Raw genomic sequence first — 24,627 nt, 5'->3', positions numbered from 1 at the left:
AGGAACATAAGGAGGACATCACGAATGAAGAGAAAATCGTGGGTCGCGGCCATTGGTTTGGCTGTAGTGGTATCAATTGGTTGGTTAGTTGCCTATTCACTGACCACTGATACGAGAGTAGAATTTGCAGATAATCAATTGGAGCTGGCTGTTCAAGCTGAGCTCCAACTAGATCGTCCTATACGTGAACAGGATTTAGCTAGCATGACCGCTTTATCTTTGCGTGGACGTGGGGTAGAAAATTTAGAGGACTTGCATTATTTCCCGAATTTACGTCAACTTAATATACGAGATAACTCTATTTCAGATTTGACGCCATTAAAATACACACCTCAATTACAAAGATTAAATGCACAAAATAACCGTATAAGCGATTTATCACAGTTGCCACAACTTACACAATTACGTGAGTTAAATGTAGAAGATAATTTACTTGTTTCTCTAGAAGGGGTTGAACAACTAACATCTTTGGTTGATCTAAATGTACGTGATAATCAGATTGTAGATTTAAGTCCGCTTTCTGATTTAGAGTACCTTGAAATACTTAACTTGCGTGATAATCAAATTGAAGAGTTATCACCTCTAGAAACATTCGCAAACTTAAAGGATTTGAATGTAAGAAATAATCAGATTGAAAGCTTTAAAGCGTTGGAGAACTTACCATTATTACAGGATCGTTTATATGTAGAGGGGAACCCATATGAGAATGACCCAGTATTGGATGGTCTCTACCATCGTGTAAATGATATTGACTTTACTGATCCTACCCTTCGAGTAATAGCATCTCAGGATAGTGGCTTTGTGGAAGGCGCCTTTGATTTAAGCCTATCGAGTCAACGCGAGGGGTTAATTCGTTATACTTTAGACGGAAGTGAACCGACTACTTCATCAGAAGCGTATCGCTCACCTGTAACAATTTCAGAGGATACGGTCATTCGAGCTAAGCTTTTCTTGCCTAATGGAGACGTCGGGGAAACGTTAACACGAACGTATTATTTTGATGAAAATACAGCGTCAGTCCATCCCACACTTTCTTTAGTGATGAATCCCGCGCACCTCTACGGAGAAGAAAGAGGAATTCTTGCTAATGAGAATCGTACGATGAAAGGTCTTGACTGGGAACGGGAAGTGGCTTTAGATTATTTTAAGCCTGGTGAAGGGGAGGAGCCTAGCTTCTCCCAATCAGCAGGCATCCGTGTGTATAACAGAGATAAAACAAACTATGAATATCCATCGCTTATGCTATTAAGTGACCGAGAGTACGGGGTATCCTCATTCCAATTTGAGCTTTTCCAAGCATATGACCCGTCTCATCAACGTCCAATCATTATTCATCACAATACAATGTTGTCAGAGGAATCAATGATGAGTAGAGCTCTATATATTGTATCAGGAGCTTCTCAAGGGTTAGAATCCTCCCCAATTGAGGCTGTAAATGTGTACATGAATGGAGAAAAATGGGGGCTGTTTTTAACAACTGCTGGCTACAACTCAGCTTACTTAGCTTCTATAGTAGAAGGTGATAAAAGGGAAATTGAAATTGTTGAAGGAAATGGAACTCTACTTGAGGGAGAGGGCCAAGCGCTAAAACAACTGATCTCTATCTTAGACAACGAACCACAAATCAACTCGATTGAAGAAGTACTGGATGTTGAGAACTTCTTTCATTTTATGATCCATCAAGCTTACTATGGAAAAAAAGACTTGAGTGAAAGCCGTCTATGGTACTCTCCTGAAAAAGGGTGGAGGTGGTTAAATGACCAAGCATATATGTCATTTAATCCAGAAGAAGATGTTTTAGAAGCATGGTTAAATGATGAGGCGTATCAAAATATCTTAGCAATTAGAATCTTTAACCTCTTAATGGAGGATGAAGGTCATCGCGAGTCTTTTGTAAAGATGTATATGTCTTATCTCGAAACGATCTATGATGAAACGCAGCAGCAATCATTACTAGATGAGTGGCAAAATGCTATTAAGTCCGAACTCCCCCCAGCAGATCAGTTAGAATGGGAGCAAGAATATGCTGAAAGAGAGAATTTCATTCAAAATAGATCAGATTATATTTTAGATGAGTTAAACACTCTTTTTTAATTAAACAATTACTAACAAAGCGAGAGCGACCACAGATGGTTGCTCTCGCTTTGTTTACTTATGGGAGTCGAAACTCTTCGTCAAGAATGCGTGAGAGAATCACACTAAATTGAGCTCTTGTTAAGGGTTGATTAGGTTTATAAAGACCTCCTTCATACCCCTTAATAATTTTCATTTCAGTTAGTCTGTTAATTTGCCTGTATCCAGTAGTATTTTCTGAGATGTCTTGATATGCGGCAATAGAAGAACCTTCAATCATGAAAGCCTTCCCGACTATTGCTGCCATTTGCGCACGAGAGATAGGAGCGTTAGGGCGAAATGTACCATCTGAGAATCCATTAATAATTCCTTTATCTACGGCTTCTTGAATCGCTCCTGATGCAAAGTAGTCAGATTTTACATCTTTAAAAGAAGTATCGATTGACTCAAACTCCCATTCTAGGGCACGTGCAATCATCGTCACTGCCTGTCCACGTCTTACAGAGGCGTTGGGATCGAAGCTACCATCTCGATAGCCTGTAATAATATTTTTAGACGACAAGAACGTAATATTCGGATAAGCCCAAAAGTCTTTTTTTACGTCATAGAAAGTTTGTTCTGAAGCTAATCTTTCTATCTTAAGAGTTGATATACTGCTCTTAGGTGATTCGATTCCGTTGGAGTCAATAGCGGCAACTGAATACTCGTACGTTCCTGCTTCTAGTTGCTCTTCAAAGTTCAACGTAGGTACTGTTGCTATAAGCTTAGCATCTCGATAAATCCGATAAGACTTAATGCGGTCTTTCTCGGGGTAAGTCCAAGATAGAGATACTGAAGCAGAGCTGTTATCATGTCGTTTTGTCACCGTGCTATTTAGACCTTCCGGTGCTATAAGTGTTGGTGGTTGTATAAGACCGTAACCAAATTGCTCACTACGACTGGACCCTGATAATGACTTGGCAGATTGCTGGGCGAGTGAGCGAATTTCACTTGCTTTTTTATCTGGATACGCCTCTTTATAAAGGGCTAAAATCCCGGTTACAAATGGTGTAGCCATTGAGGTGCCGTTCATATGACGATAACTGTTGTTTAAATGAGTACTGTAGATAGACACTCCAGGTGCAGTGAACTCTATTTCTGGTCCGGTTGCTGAAAAATTAGCAAGTCGATTCCGTGAATCAATCGCTGATACAGCGATGACGCTGCCATACCTTGCAGGAAATTCGACCGGCTTAGGTTCTGAAAAATTCTGTTTCTTATTGCCTGCTGCCGCTACTATGAGAACCCCGTTTTCATAGGCACTGTCAACCGCTGTTTTAAGAGCAGTAGAAGGTTGAAGCGTACCAAGGCTAAGGTTAATCAACTCAACCCCTTCATCTACTGCCCACTCAATACCGCGAATCGTGTCAATTAAGCGGCCATTCCCCTCTTGATCTAATGCTTTAACGGCATATAGCTGAACTCCATGAGCAACCCCGACTGTTTGATTATTTGTTCTAGCAGAGATGATACCGGCACTATGAGTTCCATGCCCGTTATCATCTGAGTAAGACGTTGTATAATCAACCATTGATTTACCTTTAACGACTTTAAGTGCTGGGTGAGGAGAGATTCCACTATCAATTACGGCTACCTTTACATCCTTTCCTGTGTAACCAGAAGCCCAAGCAGTAGGAATAAAGAGATGATCAATCCCCCAATTTACAGTAGACATTGCTTCTACCTTAAAGGTTTGATCCTTTTCAATTTCATGAATGATAGGAAGGTCTTTAATGATTGAATATTCCTCAGAATCGGCTTCAATAACCGCCCCAGGAAACAATGAAAATTCCTCAAGGATCGTAAGGTCATATTCGCGAAGAGTTTCAATATCTGCCTCCTCTTCAAAGGTAACAATATACGGCTCAGTCTCTGCTAACCCTATAGAAGGAAAGAAGAAGAATGAAAATAGAAAGAGAATAATAGTATGCTTCAAAGTGCTATTCAACACTTCACCAACTTTCTCGTAAATAAGTGAAAAAATCTGCTAGTTTCATTATATAAGAGCCTTACTGAATATGGAACTTAACTTACAAAAATAAAGGGGTTTATTTATCAAAAGAGCGGGTATTGATAGTAACAAGATACAAAAAGGGCGACGGACTGATTGTCCATCGCTCTTCTAGTAAACCATTTAATTAATAGCGTTATCTAAGAATACAGCTAATTGTGCGCGTGTTGTCGTATTGCCCGGACGGAACGTTTGATCTTCATAACCCGTTGTAATTCCACTTGCAGCTAGACGCTGGATAGAACTATATGATTGACGTGAAGGGTCAACATCTTTAAATGCCGTCTCTTGAGACGCATTTGGTAGATCAAATGCACGACTGAAAACAACCGCTAAATGTTCGCGTGTAAACGGCTCATTCGGGTTAAAGTTTCCAGAAGAATTGCCGTTAAATAAACCAGCATCTGCTACAGCCATTACTTCATCATAGGCGTGGAAGTTTTTATTCACATCATTAAAGTCACCCGTGTTACCGGTTGGTTTTAAATCAAGAGTACGAGATAAAATAATCGCAACTTGTGCACGCGTTACATCGTTGTTTGGCTTGAAAATACTTCCTTCATAGCCTGTAATATACCCTTGTTCACCTACTCGTTTAATTTCCGTACGTGCCCAAAAGTTAGAACGAACATCATGATATTGTCCTGCAGGTAATTCCTCTAATGCTTCTTTGGTAACTTCTGGCTCGATCACTCGACGAGCACTGTGATAACGGTCTTTCCAGTAGTGTGGATCATTAACAGAGGCCACTGATACACCTCTTGAAGAGGACGCGTGAATAAAGTTGTCGTTTCCGATATAGATCCCAGCGTGAGAAATACCGCTTCCGTTAATGTCAAAGAAGACTAAGTCACCTTTTTGTAATTGAGACTTGTTTACAGAGGTACCGACACGAGCCTGTTGAGAGGTTGTTCGTGGCAAGCTGATATCTTCTTTATTAAATACATATTGAATGTATCCTGAGCAATCAAAACCGCTTGGCGTCGTACCCCCGTAACGATAAGGTGTTCCTGTGTATTCTTTTGCAATGCTTACAATTTTATCTGCTGTAGACGAGGCAGATGCTTGTTCTACTGGTATGAGTGTTATCAGCATGACAAGGCTCATACATAAAGCTACTAGCTTCTTATTCATATTTTATTAACACTCCATTTCTCTTCATTATGTATAATTCTATTAAATTTTTAGATTATTATATTATTTCTACATATTTTTCATAGTGCTAAGTCTAGCATAGATTATGAGAATAGGAGATTACAGTTCTGTAACAACTCGCTTATTATTCCATCAAAAGTAGTGGTTAATTATGGTTGCAATAAATTAGAGAATACATTAAGAAGAATCTTAGCTTGTGTTGAAGAGCGTCGATTTGTACAATAGAATAGTCGAATTTGACGATTACGTGGTGAATCCACATGCTAGGAGAAGATACAATGAAACGCTTAGGGTTAGTAATGGCACTCAGTATATCCTTTTTGTTAGTAGGCTGTGATGATCATCCTCCTACTTCAGAGATATATGAACAAGCAATAGAAGTAACCGATCAATTAGAGTCAGTGAAGTTTCAACGTAACCAAACAATGCGAGCTCAGCAAGATTCCTTTAGAGGTCAAATGAATGGCGCAGTGGTATATGAACCTCTTGAGTTTTACGGATCAATGGAAATGAATTTATTGAACCTTAACGAAGCACTCCAATTGGAATCTTACGTAAATGATTCAGAGTGGTTAGTTCGACAAAATCAACAAGAAGCTGAATGGGAAGAGTATGATCGAACGGAATTTCAGGATACTCTGTTAGAGCATCCCTCATTAATGCTTGAATGGTTTGAACCATATCAAGATCAATTTCTAATGAAAGAAACGGCTATTTCTCCTTTTCAAGAGCAGGAAGATGAATCAACAGAAGGTGAAAATGGGGAAGAGGTAGATGCAGAAACGGAAGAGGTCGAAGTAGAGAAGATTGATGTGTATGAAATTTCTTTTCGTGGTGCAGATGAACAATACAAGCCTCTTGTTCAAACTCATATCGAACAAATGGGACTTGTCAACCGTTCAAGTGTCAACTTAGATGATGTAATGGAGACAGTTGAAATTGAACGTATTGATATGACGGTTTTTGTAGATAAAGAGACATATGATGTACATCGCCTCCAAACAAGGTTTCGTTATCTTGTATACATTGAAGGGGAGTATCGTGTGATTGATGAATCACTGCTCTTACGCTTCGATCAGCATAATGAACCAATTGATTTCGACGAATTAAAAAACGAGGAATAATGATCCAAACAATAAGAGCAACCCACTTGGGTTGCTCTTTTATTTGAAGCTAATGCCCCCCTTTTTTCGATCCCGCTGCCATTCACAAATATGTCGATAGTAAGAGAATAGAAAACGGCTAAATGTCCTATTAATCTTGTGATTATGATAAGAATTTGGTAGGATTATAGGTGATTTGGTATAGATATCCATATTTTGATCATACATTAGGGGATGGTATTTTGAGAGTATTAAAAGCAAGTGTAGTGTTCATGTTTCTCATCTTTTTTGGTTTTGCGACGGTTGTATCCGCATCAGATAATGGTTCATATGCAGAAAGGAAAGCCTTATTGACTGATTTAGCTTTAAAACATGATGTTCCGCCAGAAATTGTTAAAGCGATTGCTTATCGAGAAACGGGAATGCGCCAATTTGATGACAATGGAAACGCTGTGCGGAACTTGAATAATGACGGTGGAATTGGAATCATGCAAGTGACAATGAGTGCAGAAGAAATGACAAGCAAAGGAATTGATGCCAAGCGACTAGAAAGTGATATGGCTTACAACATCGAGATAGGCATTCAAATTCTTAAAGAGAAGCTTAGGTACCAAGGGATTCGCACGCCATTCATTAATAATGGGAATGATTTAACAAAATTAGAAAGTTGGTATTTTGCTATTTTGGCTTACAATGGATTAGAAGTACGAAACGATCCCTTAATGAGTACCAATACTTACCAAGGCCGAATCTATCAATCGATAAGAACTGAAGGTTTACTACACACATATCCGCCCAAAAGTTTCCCTGTAACGTACCGTGATAATAGTAATATCTTATACTTCGAAAATGATCAATTGAATGTTGAAGTTCCTGATAGAGTGATGACGCCATCTACTCAAATGTTTGAAATTGGTGAGGAGGTTTATTCATTTAATCCTTCTAGAGGGAGAATTAACGTAAGAGTTCAACCAGATACAACTTCACAAGCTACTCCTGTTCACCATATAACCCCTATGAGGATTATAAATGGTCCTTATCATGACAATGTAAGAGCTAACCATTTTGTTTTTTATAAAGTAGAAAGACTTGATACAGGTGATACAGGCTATGTCGCATCCTCTTACTTAAGAGCTGGCAATCCATCTGTTTTCTCTGATATTCCTGAAACGAACTATGAAATGAGAGAAGCTGTGGCATTGTTACGAATGAGAGGTTCTGTGAATGGATATTCAGATGGGAGTTTTGGTATCAATAAGCCGCTACAAAGAAGACATGCTGCTGTTATCTTTGTTAACGAGTTAGGCTTGACCTTACCAGAAAATTATCAACCGCGTTCAACTGACCACGAAAACCATTCAGCAATCATTATTGCTGAGGCTCATGGATTATTAACCCCTTATGAAGACGGGACAATAAGACCACGAGACTCTTTTAGACGTTCTCAAATGGCTACTGTTTTAAATCGAATTTACGGTGATCGTTTTGAGGAGCCAACAAGGAATGTGGTCTTTACAGATATAGGACCAACTTTTAATGGTTATGAGAATATTAACAGAATTGCTTATAATAATGTAACAGCTGTTGAAGGTGAAGCATTTAGACCGAATGAAGCTGTGAGACGTGGGCAGTTTGCTGTTTTCTTAAATAGAGTAGATGATCTATTAAAAAAATAAAATAAAATAAAATAAAAGCCAATGGATTCTAATTAGAGTCCATTGGCTTTTTGTTGTGTTGAATACTCTCTATTCCGTATCAGAAGGAGTTGCAGATTCAAAAAGACTGCTATAGAAACCGAAAGCTTCAGTACCATACGTTTTTAAGAAATCATTTGTAGGTGCATAGGCTTTAGTTAAGTATCTATTAGCTGACTCTTGATCGCCCATCTGCTCATACACATAACTAATATTGTAATAATGGTAGGCATTATCAGGGTCTAGAGCTGAAAGCATTAAGTAATAATCAACACTTTCTTCGTATTGTTCATTTAAGAAGTAAGCTTGTGCAAGTGCGTGGATAGTTGAAGGGTTGTACTCTTCGTCACTACTTGCGAGATGCTCTTTTAATTCGAATAAAATGTCTTGTCCTTCTTGTTGACGGTCATCGGTATACAACAGCAAGTTTGCGTAGTGAACCACAGTACGCTGATTACTCGGGTCGTTTTGGTATTGTACACGAGCGGTTTGAATAGCGTCTTCTAATAATTGCGGTGATGGATCTTCTACTTGCTGAACATGAGTAGCTAAAGCTTCATAATAACGTTCTGTGTATAAAGCTGCTTCCTGTTCGTTATTTTCTGTGAGGTAGTTTAGGTATATTAGTACTTCATTATAGTATCCAGCTTGAATTTCATCTTGCATAATACTGTTTACATTTTCTGAGGTTAACTCCTCAAGTCTAAATCTGTCTGCTAATCGTTGAAGCACACTGTTTTGATAAGTAAAAGACTCATCTTCATACCCGTACAACTCACCATCAACACGGTTGTTCTCTGCTACTTTTTGTTCCATTCGCATAGTAGAACAGCCGACTAACATGATTAGTAATGTGGATAATGAAATCAAATATATGAACTTTTTCATGATGGACCACCTTTATTATTAACAATGAACTTAGTTTAGCCGATATTAAAGGAAATGAAAAGAGGAGAAGAAGGAAGAGGGTTATTTTATTTTTATATTTGATGTGTCAACTTTCACACAAAAATCGATAAAAATAGACTATTTTTGATAATTTTCATAATTTCATCGTTTTGGAAATGAAGGAATGTTATTCTATGTCTATACATAAACCAAGGAGGTATTTCCGTAGTGCTGAAGAAAGTAACATGGGTTTTATTTGCGTTTTTACTTGTGTTTCCTTTACTAGGAGTAGAGGGAAAAGGATTCGCACAAACCACACAATTCAATGATGTTTCAACTAGTCACTGGGCCAATAAAGAGATTCATTTTTTAAGAGGTAAAAATGTTATATCGGGCTATGAAGATAATACGTTTAAGCCTAATAACTCTCTCACTAGGGCGCAAGCAGCCGTAATCATGACCAATATTTTAGGGGTTGGAGAGCGCAATGTTAGTCAAGCAACTTTTCCAGATGTTCCTACAACATTTTGGGCTTCTGGTTCAATCGAACAAGCTGCTGCTTTAGGGATTTTTACGGGGAGAGACGGACGTTTTTACCCGAATGAACATATTAGTAAAGCGCAAATGGCTGTTGTTCTTTCACGTTCTTTTAATCTAGCAGGTCAATCAACTAGTAGTTTTACAGATATTAGTAATGGATTTTGGGCTGTTCAAGAAATTTCTTCTTTAGAGAGAAATCATATTGTTGAAACCGGTGGTAAATTTGAACCGAACCGGGCAACGACAAGAGCTGAATTTGCTGCTTATGTAACTCGTTCTGCTGAACCTAGCTTTAGATTATCCTCAAGTGACGGGGACACGGTTCAATTTGAAGGTCGTGTAGTAACATCAAGTTCGACGTTAAATATTCGATCACAACCTTCAACGAGTGGCACCGTTATCGGTTCATTAACACGAGGGGCGACTGTTGATATTTATGGTCAAAGCGGCAATTGGTATCAAATAAAACATGGTTCTGGATGGGGATATGTTCATAGTGACTTCATAGAAAAAGTTTCTGGTAGTGGCTCTGATGGAGGTACATCTAATCCAGAAGTTATTGCTGAAGCTCAAGTAACTGCTTCTTCTTTAAATGTTAGAGAAAGTGCAAATACAACCTCCAATACAATTGGCCGCCTTACTCAAGGTCAAACCGTTTCCATCTACGGTTATGAAGGTAATTGGGCATTGATCTTATTTAACGGCAAGTGGGCTTATGTGCATGCTGATTATTTAAACATCAGCACACCAGGATCTAATGGACTTACGAACCGTGTTATTGCTATTGATCCTGGGCATGGTGGAACAGATCCAGGTGCAGTAGCAAATGGATTAAGAGAAACAGATATTACCTTAGGAATTGGTAGAGAGCTTGAAAAGTTATTAAACAATAGAGGTGCAAATCCTTTTCTAACACGGACAAATGATACATTTATTCCTCTAGAAGAGCGTGCTAAAATGGCAAATGATCGAAATGCTGATCTATTTGTTTCCATTCATGCAAATGCATTCTCATCATCCTCAGCAAACGGTGTAGAGTCATATTGGAACAGTACTCATTCAAGTGCCGATAGTAAGAAGCTTGCGGAATCAATTAACAAGTATTTAGCGAGCGATTTAGGAATGAATAATCGTGGAGTGAAGGAAGCAGGGTTTGTAGTTATCCGCCAATCAAGAATGCCTGCAGTTCTTATTGAAGTTGGCTTTATCACAAATACCAATGATGCTAATAAAATGAAGCAGCCGGACTTCTACAACAAAGCAGCAAATGCTGTATTAAAAGGTATTGAGGATTACTATAATAACTAGCATTAAAGATAAGGAGGTCTGCCAACTAAGCAGGTCTTCTTTTTCTTTATTCATGGTAGTGAATGACTTTGTTTCATTTATCAAATAGTATGAGAGAATGTCAAGAAAGTTTCCCCTGCACAGATGGGTTGACTATTGTATAATGTAGTGGTTGATTAAAACATAAATACTGGGAGGATACCCTCATGAAAGTAAAAAAGGCGATTATACCGGCTGCGGGCCTTGGTACAAGATTTCTGCCAGCGACAAAAGCCCAGCCTAAAGAAATGTTACCTATCGTTGATAAACCGACGATTCAATATATTGTAGAAGAAGCCGTTGCCTCAGGAATAGAGGATATTTTAATTATTACTGGTAGGGGTAAAAGAGCAATAGAAGACCACTTTGATAAAATGGTTGAATTAGAAGAAGAATTGAGACGCAAAAATAAGTCGGATCTATTAATTTCTGTTCAACAAAGCACAGACTTATTAGATATTCACTATATTAGACAGAAAGTGCCTGCTGGTTTGGGACATGCTGTCTATTGTGCACGTAAATTTATTGGGAATGAGCCGTTTGCTGTTCTTCTTGGTGATGACATTGTTAAAAATGATGGGAAGCCATGCTTGCAACAAATGATGGAACTTTATGATCAATATGAGAGCCCAATTATTGGTGTGCAAGAAGTATCTAATGAAGAAGTTGAACGTTATGGGATTGTTGATTGTGATATGCGAGAAGAAGGCGTTCACGACGTCAAACGACTAGTGGAGAAACCAAAAATTGAGGATGCTCCAAGTAATATAGCTATTATGGGTCGTTATATCTTAACTCCAGATATTTTTGACATCTTAGCAAAAACTGAGCCTGGAAGTGGAGCTGAAATTCAGTTAACGGACGCCCTGCAAACGCTAAGTGAACAGAGAAGGTTATTAGCTTATGAATTTAACGGAACTCGCTACGATGTAGGGGAGAAATTTGGATTCATTAAGACGACGATTGAGTTTGCGCTTGAGCGTGACGATTTAAAAGAAGATATGGAAGAATATATAAAAGAACTTGCAGCAAGCCGCTTTGCTAAAAAGTAGAAAAGGACGTATACAATGAGAGTAGGTATTATAGGTAATTACGGTCACAATAATAATGGTGACGAAGCAATCCTAACAGGGATTTTACATCAGTTGACTGAGCATGTAGGCGTTCGTCAAGAGGATATTGTTATTTTTAGTAACCAGCCAAGCAACACGACGGAAAGATATCAGATGACATCAGTCCCTCTTTTATATAAGGAAGGAAGCATTTTGAAATCTGGTATTAAAACGGTGAAGGAAAGTTATAAGGTGATGAAGGGGTTAGACCTTTTGATTGTCGGTGGCGGTGGTCTACTGATGGATATGTACAAGCGAGATGCTCCTCTCTACAGTGTATTAGGTATGACGGGAAAGAGAGCGGGCTGTCAAGTGGTTGTATACGGAGTAGGGGCAGGCCCAATTAAAACTAGTACGGGTCGTTTCTTTATCAAAAAACTAGTCAATCTAGCAGAGTCCGTATCTGTTCGTGACGGAGACTCAAAAGCATTACTAGAGAAAATTGGAGCTAATAAAGAGGTTCATGTGATTGGGGATCCTGCTTTCTCAGTCCCAGCTGAGCAAACACATAAACCAACACAGGTAATAAAAAAGGTCGGTGTTACAGCCGTTCCTTATTTTAGCCAACAGTACTGGCCTACCCCAGATGTGGACAAGTATCATACTTATGTAAAAGGTATGGCGGCACAATTAGACCGATTAATAACAGAAAAAAATGTAGAAATCACCTTCTATTCAACAAAGTTCCCAGAAGATGTCCAAGTAACAAAAGATATTCTGGCAGAAATGAAAAATGAAGGTTCAACTACTATTATTGAAGACAATCTGCATCCAAAAGATATTGTACGTATTAGTGCAGAACAAGACTTGATAATCGGAACCCGTTTGCATTCACTGATCTTATCTGTCGTGGCCGAAACTCCAGTCATTGGGGTTGGCTATCACCATAAAGTGCTTGATTTCATGCAATTAATGGAAATGGATATGTATGGTGTACCGATTGAGAATGTGACAACAGAAACAACTACCATCGTAGATGCATTTAAAGATATGGAGCAAAACTGGACTAACGTACAAAAGCGATTTGTGTCAGTATCTACCCAATTGAAGGCTGAAGCTTTTAAAGGTACTGAGCAATTCAAGCTGAATTAGAATAATGAATGGTGTGAATTTGATGATAGCGAAATATTTACCTGCCGAACGTGCCAATCGGATGTTGTTGATAGCGACCATGCTATTAATCATTTGGACTGCGATTGAGCTGCAATTCACAAAAATCTGGGCTGGTTTTCTTCCTTCAATTGTTAGAATGGGTATCTCTTATACGGGGGAATTACTTTTAATCATAATGGCTTTTATTGTCGTGATTCATCCAACAATAGGTCGGAAAAACCTACTTCAGAAATTGAAAAACCCTTTAAACTTTAGTTTGCTACTATTTTTTAGTTTTGCTTTATTTAGCATGTTTATTAATAATGTCCCCTTTGCACAAGGGATATTTGGGTTAAGAGCAATTTTTCAATATTTGATCTTATTCTATATTTTATTAGCAATCGAGATTCCTACTGAATGGGTCAAAAAAGTGTTTTATCTCATTTTAGGGATAGGGATTGTTCAATCAATTATTGGTTTTCTTCAGATTGCTTTCCTTGTACCATTACCTTTACGTAATATTGAGGAACGAAGAAGCATTGAGATAGGAGAAGAAGTAAGGGCATTTGGGATGATGGATTCTAGTAACACATTAGCTGGTTTCTTAGTGGCTGTATTACTTCTTGTCCTATTGTATGTCTTCGTCTACAAAGGAAATCTATCAACAAAGTCCAAAATGATCTATCTCATTATTGGGGCAGTGATATTAACGGCCATTGCCTTAACGTTTTCACGACAAGCTTTCTTAGCACTCATTGGGTGCCTTGGATTGATTGGAATCATCTTCAGGAAAAACAAAGCATTCCGAATCTTACTTGTAAGTTCAGCGGCACTTGTTGTCGTTTTCGTAGTAGGTTATGCTGCAGCCCTCTTTTTCTTAGATGGTTTTGCACAACGTAATCTGTATACGCTAGATTTATCTAAAAACTATCGCTTCCTCATTATAATGAGTGGGTTAGATGTCTTTTTATTGAATCCCATTACAGGTGTCGGACCAGGAATGTTTGGTAGTAATGCAGCATTTGTGTTTAACTCCCCCTTCCATCAATTTTTAGATGAAGGTCTTCCAAGTACGATGAGAACGGTAGATAACAATGCGTTATACGTTATTGTAGAGTACGGTGTAATTGGTGTCTTACTTTTAGGTTATTTTCTATTTAAAGTAATCAAGACAATGACGGTTTTCTCCGAACAAACAGATATTTTAATGGAAAAATGGGTGAGTTTATTTGTTGTGACATTTGCGATTGCTTTTGTGGTGATGGGTTTATTGTCAACAGCATGGGAAAATCATCAAATTGCATTATGGTTATGGTTGTTCTTAGGTATAGGAGTCAACTGGTATAAAAAAGGAGACTGGCAATGAATAAAAAGTTGCGTGTACTCGTATTAAGTAATATGTATCCCGGACCTCGTCAAGCGACGTTCGGGATTTTCGTTAAGAATCAAGTAGAAGCCCTGCGTTCAAAAGGGGTCGAAGTGGATGTTATAGCCGTTCAAGATCCAAGTATGGCTAAACCAAGGGTACTAATGAAATATAGCAAGTGGATGATTCAAACGCTTTTAACCTTAATCACTAAAGGCCGTAGATATGATGTCGTCCATGCTCACTATATATTCCCAACAGGAGTGCTAGCTTTATTGTTCAAAAAAATGTTTAAGACGAAGCTTGTTGTAACCTCTCATGGAGGCGACATTGAGAGAATGGCTAAGAAAAATGAACGAACAAGAGCACACACAGCCAATATTTTAAATGAAGCAGATGAAGTGATTGCAGTTGGGGAGAAGCTCTATGAACAGATTAGTCAAGAGTACGAAGTGCCCTCAAGTAAAATGACCATTCTCAATATGGGAGTGAATCGAGAGGTCTTTAAACCGATTGATCAATTGGAGGCCAAACAAAAGGTAGGAATTCCTGCAGACAAGCGGGCTATTGTGTTTATTGGCAATCTTATCAAAGAAAAAGGATTATTAGAGCTGCTAGAAGCTTATAAAGAATTAAAGGAGAAAGATCCTACTTTAACTCTTTGTTTAATAGGTAACGAAAAAAAGCTAGAGTTTAAAGAAGTATTAATAGACTATATCAATGAAAATAACTTAGAAGATGTCGTTATGCATCCAGCTGTCTCGCAGGCAAAAGCAGCTACTTGGATGTCTGCAGCGGATGTATTTGTTCTCCCTTCTCACTTAGAGGGCTTTGGTCTAGTTGCATTAGAAGCAATGTCTTGTGGGACACCAGTTTTAGGTAGCAGAGTCGGAGGTTTAGAGTACCTTCTTCAAGGGGAACATGGTTCTTTAGTTGAACCACAAAATGCACGTTCGCTAGAAAAAGGAATAGAAGATATTCTTGATCAAAAAGATCTGGCCAAGCGATATGTTGAGGCTGGTTTTTCGCGTGCAGATGAGTATGATCAAGAAAAAATCATTGAAAAGCTAATTGAGCTATATCAACGTAGAGGAGAATAAAATCGTGGCAAAACCAAAACGAAAGAAAGTTATGTTTATCTCTTCAATTGGAGGGCATTTAACACAGCTTTTACAATTGAAGCCGCTTTTTGAAACATACGATTATCATATTGTTACGGAAAAATCGAGTATTACGGAAGAGCTAAAAAAAGATCACCCTACCTCTTTATTAGTATATGGTGCAAGAAATTACTTATTTAGCTATCTTTTTAAATTTTCCTTTAATTGTATAAAGTCTTTTTATATCTTTCTCAAAGAACGACCAGATGTAGTAGTAACGACAGGTGCTCATACTGCGGTCCCAATGTGTTATATCGCGAAGCTATTTGGAAAAAAGGTAATCTTTATTGAAAGCTTTGCAAAAACAACTACTCCTACTTTATCGGGAAGAATGGTTTATCCTATTTCTGATATGTTCATCGTGCAGTGGGAAACAATGAAAAAGGTATATCCAAAAGCAGTTTACGGGGGGTCTATCTATTGATTTTTGTCGTATTAGGTACGCATGAGCTGCCATTTACACGTTTATTAGAAGAAGTAGAGCGACTCCAACAATCGGGAGTCATCACTGAGAAGATTGTTGTACAGTTAGGTCATACTCCTTATGAATCGCAGTCAATGAAGCTAATTCCTTTCATGAGTTATGATGAAATGGACCAAAACTTTGAAGAAGCTTCTCTTATAATTACTCATGCAGGCACCGGATCGATTATTACAGGTGTGAAAAAAGGGAAGAAGGTCATTGCGCTTGCAAGACGTGCTGAGTTTAATGAACATAATGATGATCATCAAGTGGAAATTGTAGAACAGTTTACACATGCAGGACATATTTTAGGCTCTGATAATGTAGGTGACTTGGAGAACCTTATTACAAGAGAAGTAGAAGGGTTTACACCTAAGCCTTATAAAAGTGGGCGAGATCATATTGTGAAGCTTATTTCTGAGTTTATAGAGACGAAAGCCTAGGTAATGGTCGCAAGTGGAAAGTAGGGAATGGAATGAAAGGAAAGTCACTATTAGCTGTTATAGGCGCCGTTGCTGTCATTAATTTAGGTTCCAGGTTTATTGGCTTTTTTAGGGAGATCGTTATTGGTTTTCAGTTCGGTACTTCCTATATTGCCGATAGTGTAATAACGGCCTATACATTACCAAACTTTTTTTATATTGTCGTGGGAGGCGCGATCACTACGGCATTTATTTCAGTTTATAGTAAGATAGGAGATCCTCTTCATAGGGAGAAGTTTCTTCAAAGTGTATTTTCTTGGCTAACGGTTGTGTTAGTGGGATTTACGTTTATATTAATGTTCTTTTCAAAGAATGTTATATCATTGGTGTTTAGAGGATTAGAAGGAAGTGAGTTGCAATTAACAAGTGACTTGTTTGTTATTATGGCGCCTTCTACATTCTTCTTAGTATTAGCAATGTGGTTAACAGGTGTCCTTAATGTTAACCAACGCTTTAAACTAGCGACTGCATCGACATTTTTGATGAACGCTAGTTTTGTCATTATTGCTTTAGCACTTTTCCCGATTATTGGTCCATTCAGCCATGCCTGGGGTGCTACAATCAGTGCAATCTTAATGGTGGTTATGCTGGTCTACTTGATTAGAAAAGAAAAATTCGTTAAATTCCGGTTTAGTTTCGGTTCTTCTGATGAAATGAAGAAATTAATCAGGTTAGGATTGCCAATACTATTAGGAGGAGCAACATTACAGCTATACTTCCTTATTCACCGGATTTTTGCCTCTCAACTACAAGATGGGGCGATTGCTGCTTTAAACTATTCGTCGAAGATTGTTCAATTGCCGCAAAGTGTATTAATGACGGCTGTTACAACTGTTATTTACCCGTTATTAGCTAAAAAAGTAGCTGCAAATGAAAATGATGAAATTGAATCGATCTTTCAAAAGGGCTTACGGTTAATGACGTTGCTTATTGTTCCTTCAACCATTTTTGCCTTTTTCTATGCGGAGGAGATCTTCACGGTTGTGTTCGAGTATGGACAATTTACCCGTGAATCAACGTTAATGACTGCCCCTTTATTTCAAGTGCTAGTGCTTTCAATGTTAGCTCACTCAGCTAACTTATATATTACACGTTTCTTCTATGCTAGAGAGAAATCGATTCTACCAGTTACATTAAGTATTATTTCTGTAATTGGAATTAACGTCGTTTTAGCGATCGTATTAATCGATCAATATGGGGCAATGGGATTAGCTGCAGCCACAACGATTGCAGCATTAATGAACTTTGTCTTACTGTTGATCGCATCAAAATTTGTCTTACACTTAAAATTAACTGGAAAGAAATTTGGCAAAACATTTATTTCTTTTTTGATTTTATTTACTGGTGTGATTTTGGTTCAATTAGGCGTCAAATTTATTATCCCTTCAGAGCTAGCTCTACTTTCATTAATAGCTGCGTTTACGCTCACAATCCTAGTTTTTGTAGGCCTTGCATGGTTGCTACGCTTACCTGAAATCGAGCTTCTGAAGAATAAGATAAAGAAAAGGAAAGTGAAGTAAAGATGAAAATCACAGTAGTCGGAACAGGATATGTAGGATTAGTTTCAGGAACTTGCTTTTCGGAGCTTGGAAATGAAGTGATTTGTGTCGATAAAATAGAAGAGAAAGTAAATATGCTTAAAGGTGGAGATATTCCAATTTATGAACCTGGTTTAAAAGAGCTTGTGCAAAAGAACCAAGCTGAAGGCCGTCTCTCATTTACTACGGATTTAGAAGATGCCGTTAAAAAGTCTGAAGTGGTCATTATTGCGGTTGGTACACCTTCATCTGAATCAGGAGCTGCAAATATGTCTTATGTATATACTGTGGCTGAAGAGGTGGGACAAGCAATTGGTTCGGACTTTAAAGTTGTCGTAAACAAATCAACTGTACCAATAGGAACGGCTGAAGAAGTGAAGCGTATCATTTTAGAGAAAAACAACACTGCTGATGTATCAGTATGCTCAGTTCCAGAATTTTTACGTGAGGGGTCAGCGGTGTCAGATACATTCAACCCTGATCGCGTCATCATTGGGACTGAGTGCGAACGTGCACGTAAGACATTAATCGAACTTCACAAGCCGTTAACGGATCAAATTTTGTTAACAGACGTGCGCAGTTCAGAAATGATTAAATATGCTTCTAATGCCTTCCTAGCAACGAAAATCTCATTTATTAATGAAATCGCCAATATTTGTGATGCCTATGGTGCTGATGTCGTAGATGTAGCTAAAGGAATGGGCTTAGATGATCGTATTGGGCCAAAATTTCTGCAAGCAGGGTTAGGGTATGGAGGCTCATGTTTTCCTAAAGATACGAAAGCACTTATTCATTTAGCTGAAGAAAAGGCATATGAACCTCAGTTGCTTTATGCAGTAAAGGATATTAATGACCGTCAATATCAACGTGTCATTCATCAATTGAATGGGATTTTTGGTGAAGATACAAAAGGTCTAAAAGTAGCTTTATTAGGCTTAGCTTTTAAACCCAACACTGATGACATGAGAGATGCTCCTTCTTTAAAAATCATTGAAGAAGTGACTGAGCTTGGTATGGAAGTCGTTGCATATGATCCAATTGCAATCGAGCGTACGCAGGAGTTAATTGGCGATAAAATTAATTATGCGAAAAATGTAACTGAAACGTTGCAAGATGCGGATGTCGTTATACTGGTTACAGAGTGGGACGAGTTTAAACAACTAAGTCCAGCGGCGATAAAAGAGCAGGTTCGTCGTCCGGTAGTAATTGATGGACGTAATGTATTTGATCCGAACCAAATGAAAGAAGCTGGATTTATCTATCATGGGGTTGGAAGGCAAGTATAATTACTATTTTTAAAGAGGTATGGGGGAGGAAACATGCGAGGGTTTAAAGGGTACGCAGTTGTTTGTTGTATGTTACTTGGGGTTGTAGGTTGTCAAAGTGTCGATGCGTCTAAAGAAGAAGTTGTAGCAAGTGCTGAATGGACTGAAGCCAAGACGGGGGAAACGGCAAGTCGGGTGAACACGGTTGATGAAAGAATGCAAAAATTAGAACAAGATATTAAAGAGCTTCAAAGTAAGCCAAGTGAACCTACGCCTTCACCTGTAGTGTTTACGGATCTTCGTTCTGATTACTTTGCTCTAGATGAGATCTCATTTCTTACAAACCGAGGAGTAATTAGAGGGTATTCGGATGGAAGTTTTCGTCCAAATCAAACGATTACTAGAGCTCAAACAGCTACTATGTTAGTGCGCGAACTAGGATTATCGGCTCCGAGTAGTTATCAATTAAAAGCTACAGATGTTTCACCTCAACATGATGCCTATGAATCCCTACGTATTGCCGAGTATCATGGCTTGATGACTGGTAGGGATGGAAAGCTGTTACCAGGCGAAGGGTTAAGAAGATCCCAAATGGCTGTTCTATTAGATCGTGCATTTGATTTAGAAGTTCCTAATCAAACGTATCGTTTCACTGATATTACGAGCGACTATCCAAACTTCAAGGAGATTAATACAATCGCACATAATCGTATTACAACCGAAGTTGATAAAGCGTTTCGTCCGAACGAAACGACCACACGTACTCAATTTTCTTTATTTTTAGCTCGTGCAATCCATGAGCCGTTCAGACCATAAAAGTAATAAAAAAAGCGAGCCCCACTTATTCTAGTGGGGCTCGCTTCTTATTAACGTTGTACAATTTCAATTCCAGTGTAGTAGTGTCTTAGAATTTCATCGTATGTTTTCCCTGCATCAGCCATACCTCTTGCTCCCCATTGGCTCATCCCTAGACGGTGACCCCATCCACTACCGTTAAATGTAAAACTGTTAGGGGATGTAGGGTGTTTTATCGTTTGGGAAGCCATTTGAACGGTTAACTCATTCGTGTTAACTGTTGAGTGTTGACCATTCTCAGATTGGATTTTAGCTCCATAGGTATAATCAAGATTTTGTGTTCCGCCACTTGCAGTCTTAACTTGTACAGCAACTTGCGGCTTATCTACAGTGAAGTTAATGCTTCGTAATGATGGACCGAAGGCAGAACGTATCGAGTCACCTGTTCCATTATTCTTTGGCAAGCTCGAAGTCACGACAGCTCCAGTAGTCGTATTGAGGCCTGTAGCGATCAATTTTTGAACACTACCAGCTTGTGCGGTTCGCTCTGTTACTTCTAGATCAATCAAGCGTACACCAGGTCCAAAAATTCTTTGTTCCATCGTGGCGCGATCAATGTGAGTGCTCCATGAATTATTGGCGTTGGCTGAGTGTCGATCGTACGGGTCTGCAACTGCTCTTATGTATGGTACTGGATTCCGCCAAACATTTTCACTGTTCTCCGTGTGTCCTCCAGAGCTTGAGTGAAAGTAAGCATCAATAATAACCCCGTTATGTGTCGCATATACTCCTTTTGTTGCTCGGACTGCTTGGTTACTATTTGGGTGCTCCCCAGTTTTCCCGCCATATACTTGATTAGCAGTTGTATCCACTACAAAGCCACTTGAAGCCATTTGCTTAAAAGCATAATTTCTTGCGGCCACTGATTGGGCTTTCAATGCTTCTTGATGCCATAAGGCAGGCATTTCCTTAGGGATTACTCCTAGTAAGTACTCTTCAATATCAAGAATATTAAAAAGGGTAAGACGATCCTGTCCTCGCTCCACTTTTAATGAACCGCGATATTGAGTTGCTTGGAAGCTTGTCCCCTGTTGTACAGAGGTAATTGAAACAAAGTTTTCTGTTTCTGAATTTAATTCTTGAAGTTCAAAACCTCGAGTAGATGTAAAATCCCTTCCGCCTATGCGAACAGTGACTTGGTTAGGTGTGTGTCGAAATTGAATCTCACCTGAAAAAAGAATTTCTTTTTGATTATCGACGTTAAACAATCGGTAATTGCCTGTCGGAGTTACATTGAAATTAATCGTGGGTACAAGTTTAACCTTCATTGGTGTTGGATAATCTACAACTTCCTGGGCATGTGAGTAGGTAGGAATTAAAAAAAGTAATAAAAAGGAAACAAGTAATAAAGATAATTTTGCTTTCATTTTGCACCCGCCTATCATTTTTGGTTCGCTTTAAGTTGTTCGACTTGCTGTTCAAGTTGTTGAACTTTTTTTTCAAGTTCGGTCACACGGTCGTTAATAGGTTTAATTTGATTGATCACCCAATCTACACTTGCAAGCACTGGTTGCGAGTTTGCTAAAGTGGATGATTGGAAGATTAAAGCGCTTGATAATAATGCAATAAAAGTAATTAGAGCTAATTTTTTTTTCATATTGTCTAACCTCCTCATTCTTATATCTTAATTATCGACATAATTCTAAGTTTTTTTAGATTCAAAGTTTATTTTTAAGGGAATATAGTATTTAATTATTTTTTTTTTGGAGGTTACCTACTAAAATAATTATGTATTAATGATGAAACTTAAAATAATATCTATGTATAATATTTGTTTGTGGTATAATCCTTCTTGTATGTTCAAGAAGTAGATATTTTATTCGAGTTATCTCGATGTTTTTTGCTAGATTTAATAAATAACATGATTGATTTGTAGAAAAAACAGAGCTGTTAATTTTCACAAATCTAAATAAGTTCCTTATAAATAGGGGAAGGTATGACTAAGGAGGTTTCACATGCTCTGGTTAACGTTAGCAATATGTTTTATCGTTACATTATTAATAACACCACTCGTGCGAAGATTCGCAATAAAGATTGGTGCAACAGATAAACCAAATCACCGTAAGGTTCATCAAAAATTGATGGCAAGACTAGGTGGATTAGCCATTTATATTGGATTTTTGATTGGATTTATTGTTCTACAGCCAGATAGTACCTATATGATGCCCATTTTAATTGGAAGTTTTATTATCATTTTAACTGGATTTTTAGATGACATGATTGAACTATCTGCTAAGTGGAAATTATTTGGACAATTACTTGCAGCAGGTATTGTTATCTATGGTGGGGTTCAGGTTGAATTCATAAATTTACCTTTTGATGCTCGTATTGAGCTTGGTTGGTTTAGTATTCCCTTAACATTACTTTGGATAATCGGAATTACGAATGCAATTAACTTAATTGATGGTTTAGATGGGTTAGCTGCAGGAGTTTCTTCTATCGTCCTTATTACAATTACTTCTTTAGCCATTCTAGGTGGAGACCTTTTCGTAGCTGCACTTGGTGTGATTTTATTGGGTAGTACGCTAGGTTTTCTTTATCATAACTTTAATCCAGCTAAAATATTTATGGGAGACACTGGAGCATTATTTTTAGGATTTATGATTTCGGTTATCTCACTACTCGGGTTTAAAAATATTACATTATTCTCATTGTTAATCCCGGTCATTATTTTAGCTGTACCAATTTCAGATACGTTTTTCGCTATTATTCGTCGGATTGTAAATAAAAAGCCATTGTCTGCACCTGATAAATCTCATTTGCATCATTGTTTACTAAGAGTAGGGTTTTCACATCGTCAAACAGTGTTAGTCATCTATGCAATGAGTGCTTTCTTTGGACTTGCGGCCGTTATGCTTACGATGTCGACATTATGGGTTACATTCATTATTATGGCTGTAATATTAGTTGTGATTGAGTTAATCGCTGAGAAGATAGGTCTTGTAAGTTCAACCTATCGTCCAATGATTAATTTTGTTAGACGATTCACTAGTGCTACTAAAAGGAACTACTGAATAATAAATAAAAAGCTAAGAGAACATGATCTGTTCTCTTAGCTTTTTTGTTGTTATGGAGTTTCAGTAGTATCTGTCGTTTCGGTCATTTCTGTAGTTGTTGCTTCTAGCCCTAAATGAATTCTCAAAACTCTTGATATCGTTTGTCTCGAAACCTCATCTAGTTCGTAATAATAAATTCCATTTAGACGCGTATCATTTCCCTCAAAATTAAGGTTTTCCATACTTTCGATTGAGTTAGCATAATTGTGTAATGCTATCATGTTACCAAAGCTCAAATTAGTTGTCATATGGTTTCCAATACTATTAAATACGTCATCATAATTTGAAATCGATGAAAATGTAGCGGCTTTCTTGATGAGCGCTTGAATGACATCTTGTTGGCGCTCTCCTCGTCCGATATCACCACGAGGATCGTTCTTTCGCATTCGCGTATAAGCAAGAGCTTCTTCACCATTTAAAACGTGGGTACCTTCATTTAATGTGACTGCACCGTGATTACCGAAACTATCCTGCTCTGAAAAAGTGAAAGGTACATCAATTTCCACACCACCGAATGCATCAACAATTTCTATGAATGCATTGAAATTTAGTTTCAAATAATAGTCAATAGGGATGTCTAAAAGTTCTTCCACTGTGTCCACAGTTAAATCTAGGCCGCCAAAAGCATGTGCATGATTAATCTTGTCACGGTTAGCACGACCAGGGATGGTTACTAGTGAATCCCTTGGAATACTAAGAATTTTTATGCTTGAATCTGATCTATTAAATGTTGCGAGTAACATAGCATCAGTTCTACCAACCAAGCTCCCATCTCTATCATCTACACCGAGGAATAATATCGAGATATTATCCTTTGTCGGATTTACAGCTTCAGTACGACGATCGGATTTTTCTCCACGTTCAAGCTCTTGTTGAGCACTTGAAGTGGCATTTGCAAGCTGGAAAGCAAAATAAGTAACCGCTGCTCCTGCTATTAGAAAAGAGAATAGTCCTATAAATACAAATATCTTTAATCCACGTTTCATTCGACTGTTACGGCTTTTACGTCGTCTTAACCTTGATTGCGCCATCGCAATACCTCACTTTATATAAAATCAAATCATTCTTAAAAATTTTGTCCATATCTATCATATCATAGCGAAAAATAATTAGGGCGTAAAGAAGAATCTGTTAGAAAGTATTCATATTAGATGAATAAATTATGGCGGAGCGAATGGTTGTATGCGAGAGAAATACAAGCCGACTAGGTAGTCTGTCGTAATTTAGCAGACGATTTTAGTGAGAAATAGATAAAAAGTACTTGATAAAACGTATAAACTTGTATATTTTAGAGTATATATAATCTTCTGAAAATTATTAATTCTATTTATAGGATATGTTTTTGTGGTGTGTACATATTGTTATGGATGAATATCTTTCGATTGGAGTAGGTGTTTGGCGCTTGTTGT

General features: G+C 38.0%; 20 protein-coding genes. 14 read left to right on the top strand and 6 right to left on the bottom strand.

Translation table 11 applies throughout. The annotated features are described in order from the left end of the window. Positions 1–24: 24 nt before the first annotated feature. Positions 25–2,094 (top strand): leucine-rich repeat domain-containing protein, encoded by a 2,070-nt coding sequence (locus RYX56_RS08120; RefSeq protein ID WP_317121571.1) that lies wholly within the window; start codon positions 25–27, stop codon positions 2,092–2,094. A 58-nt stretch (positions 2,095–2,152) separates the two neighbouring features. Here RYX56_RS08120 and RYX56_RS08115 read toward each other — a convergent pair whose 3' ends face one another. Both RYX56_RS08115 and RYX56_RS08110 read right to left on the bottom strand, forming a co-directional pair. Then, positions 2,153–4,060: a S8 family peptidase gene (locus tag RYX56_RS08115; RefSeq protein ID WP_317121570.1), complete on the bottom strand. Its 1,908-nt coding sequence runs from the start codon at positions 4,058–4,060 to the stop codon at positions 2,153–2,155. A 186-nt stretch (positions 4,061–4,246) separates the two neighbouring features. Then, positions 4,247–5,257, bottom strand: a complete 1,011-nt coding sequence (locus RYX56_RS08110) for a C40 family peptidase (protein ID WP_317121569.1) — start codon at positions 5,255–5,257, stop codon at positions 4,247–4,249. 299 nt (positions 5,258–5,556) lie between these two features. On the opposite strand from RYX56_RS08110, the gene RYX56_RS08105 reads away from it, so the two are divergent. Then, a complete protein-coding gene (locus RYX56_RS08105) occupies positions 5,557–6,402 on the top strand; it encodes a DUF6612 family protein (RefSeq protein WP_317121568.1) in 846 nt (281 codons plus the stop codon). Positions 6,403–6,623: 221 nt separating this feature from the next. Further along, the gene (locus RYX56_RS08100; protein WP_317121567.1) at positions 6,624–8,057 is read left to right on the top strand and encodes an S-layer homology domain-containing protein; all 1,434 of its coding nucleotides are present in this window, start codon (positions 6,624–6,626) and stop codon (positions 8,055–8,057) included. Positions 8,058–8,126: 69 nt separating this feature from the next. On the opposite strand, the gene RYX56_RS08095 is transcribed toward RYX56_RS08100, so the two are convergent. Beyond that, positions 8,127–8,963: a tetratricopeptide repeat protein gene (locus RYX56_RS08095; RefSeq protein WP_317121566.1), complete on the bottom strand. Its 837-nt coding sequence runs from the start codon at positions 8,961–8,963 to the stop codon at positions 8,127–8,129. 228 nt (positions 8,964–9,191) lie between these two features. On the opposite strand from RYX56_RS08095, the gene RYX56_RS08090 reads away from it, so the two are divergent. The 10 genes from RYX56_RS08090 (at position 9,192) to RYX56_RS08045 (ending at position 20,123) form a co-directional block, all read left to right on the top strand. Continuing rightward, positions 9,192–10,811, top strand: a complete 1,620-nt coding sequence (locus RYX56_RS08090; protein WP_317121565.1) for an N-acetylmuramoyl-L-alanine amidase — start codon at positions 9,192–9,194, stop codon at positions 10,809–10,811. A gap of 185 nt (positions 10,812–10,996) precedes the next feature. Further along, a complete protein-coding gene (gene galU, locus RYX56_RS08085) occupies positions 10,997–11,881 on the top strand; it encodes a UTP--glucose-1-phosphate uridylyltransferase GalU (protein WP_317121564.1) in 885 nt (294 codons plus the stop codon). 15 nt (positions 11,882–11,896) lie between these two features. After that, entirely contained in the window at positions 11,897–13,033 is a 1,137-nt protein-coding gene (locus tag RYX56_RS08080; protein ID WP_317121563.1) for a polysaccharide pyruvyl transferase family protein, read from the top strand. A gap of 22 nt (positions 13,034–13,055) precedes the next feature. Further along, entirely contained in the window at positions 13,056–14,399 is a 1,344-nt protein-coding gene (locus RYX56_RS08075; RefSeq protein WP_317121562.1) for an O-antigen ligase family protein, read from the top strand. Next, positions 14,396–15,499, top strand: a complete 1,104-nt coding sequence (locus RYX56_RS08070) for a glycosyltransferase (RefSeq protein WP_317121561.1) — start codon at positions 14,396–14,398, stop codon at positions 15,497–15,499. The genes RYX56_RS08075 and RYX56_RS08070 overlap by 4 nt, the downstream gene beginning before the upstream one ends. Before the next feature lie 4 nt (positions 15,500–15,503). Continuing rightward, entirely contained in the window at positions 15,504–15,983 is a 480-nt protein-coding gene (gene pssD / locus RYX56_RS08065) for a PssD/Cps14F family polysaccharide biosynthesis glycosyltransferase (RefSeq protein ID WP_317121560.1), read from the top strand. Continuing rightward, entirely contained in the window at positions 15,980–16,465 is a 486-nt protein-coding gene (pssE, locus tag RYX56_RS08060) for a PssE/Cps14G family polysaccharide biosynthesis glycosyltransferase (RefSeq protein WP_047973257.1), read from the top strand. Before pssD ends, pssE begins: the two co-directional genes overlap by 4 nt. Positions 16,466–16,497: 32 nt before the next feature. Further along, complete coding sequence (gene murJ, locus RYX56_RS08055; protein WP_317121559.1) at positions 16,498–18,024, top strand: murein biosynthesis integral membrane protein MurJ; 1,527 nt, start codon at positions 16,498–16,500, stop codon at positions 18,022–18,024. A gap of 2 nt (positions 18,025–18,026) precedes the next feature. Beyond that, the gene (locus tag RYX56_RS08050; protein ID WP_317121558.1) at positions 18,027–19,328 is read left to right on the top strand and encodes a UDP-glucose dehydrogenase family protein; all 1,302 of its coding nucleotides are present in this window, start codon (positions 18,027–18,029) and stop codon (positions 19,326–19,328) included. 33 nt (positions 19,329–19,361) lie between these two features. Then, positions 19,362–20,123, top strand: a complete 762-nt coding sequence (locus RYX56_RS08045; protein WP_317121557.1) for an S-layer homology domain-containing protein — start codon at positions 19,362–19,364, stop codon at positions 20,121–20,123. Positions 20,124–20,173: 50 nt separating this feature from the next. Here the strand turns inward: RYX56_RS08045 and RYX56_RS08040 are convergent, their stop codons facing one another. Together RYX56_RS08040 and RYX56_RS08035 are read right to left on the bottom strand one after the other, a co-directional pair. After that, complete coding sequence (locus RYX56_RS08040) at positions 20,174–21,529, bottom strand: SpoIID/LytB domain-containing protein (protein WP_317121556.1); 1,356 nt, start codon at positions 21,527–21,529, stop codon at positions 20,174–20,176. Positions 21,530–21,543: 14 nt separating this feature from the next. Then, positions 21,544–21,759 (bottom strand): hypothetical protein, encoded by a 216-nt coding sequence (locus RYX56_RS08035; protein ID WP_317121555.1) that lies wholly within the window; start codon positions 21,757–21,759, stop codon positions 21,544–21,546. A gap of 358 nt (positions 21,760–22,117) precedes the next feature. Here RYX56_RS08035 and RYX56_RS08030 point away from each other — a divergent pair, with 358 nt between their 5' ends. Further along, positions 22,118–23,176: a glycosyltransferase family 4 protein gene (locus tag RYX56_RS08030; RefSeq protein ID WP_317121554.1), complete on the top strand. Its 1,059-nt coding sequence runs from the start codon at positions 22,118–22,120 to the stop codon at positions 23,174–23,176. A gap of 53 nt (positions 23,177–23,229) precedes the next feature. Here RYX56_RS08030 and RYX56_RS08025 read toward each other — a convergent pair whose 3' ends face one another. Then, complete coding sequence (locus RYX56_RS08025; protein WP_317121553.1) at positions 23,230–24,249, bottom strand: LCP family glycopolymer transferase; 1,020 nt, start codon at positions 24,247–24,249, stop codon at positions 23,230–23,232. Positions 24,250–24,627: the final 378 nt, after the last annotated feature.

Source organism: Alkalihalophilus lindianensis, from assembly GCF_032843265.1.
Taxonomy (GTDB): domain Bacteria; phylum Bacillota; class Bacilli; order Bacillales; family Bacillaceae_D; genus Alkalihalophilus; species Alkalihalophilus lindianensis.
The sequence above is the reverse complement of the archived record's forward strand: the minus strand, read 5'-3'. Positions and strand labels throughout refer to the sequence as shown.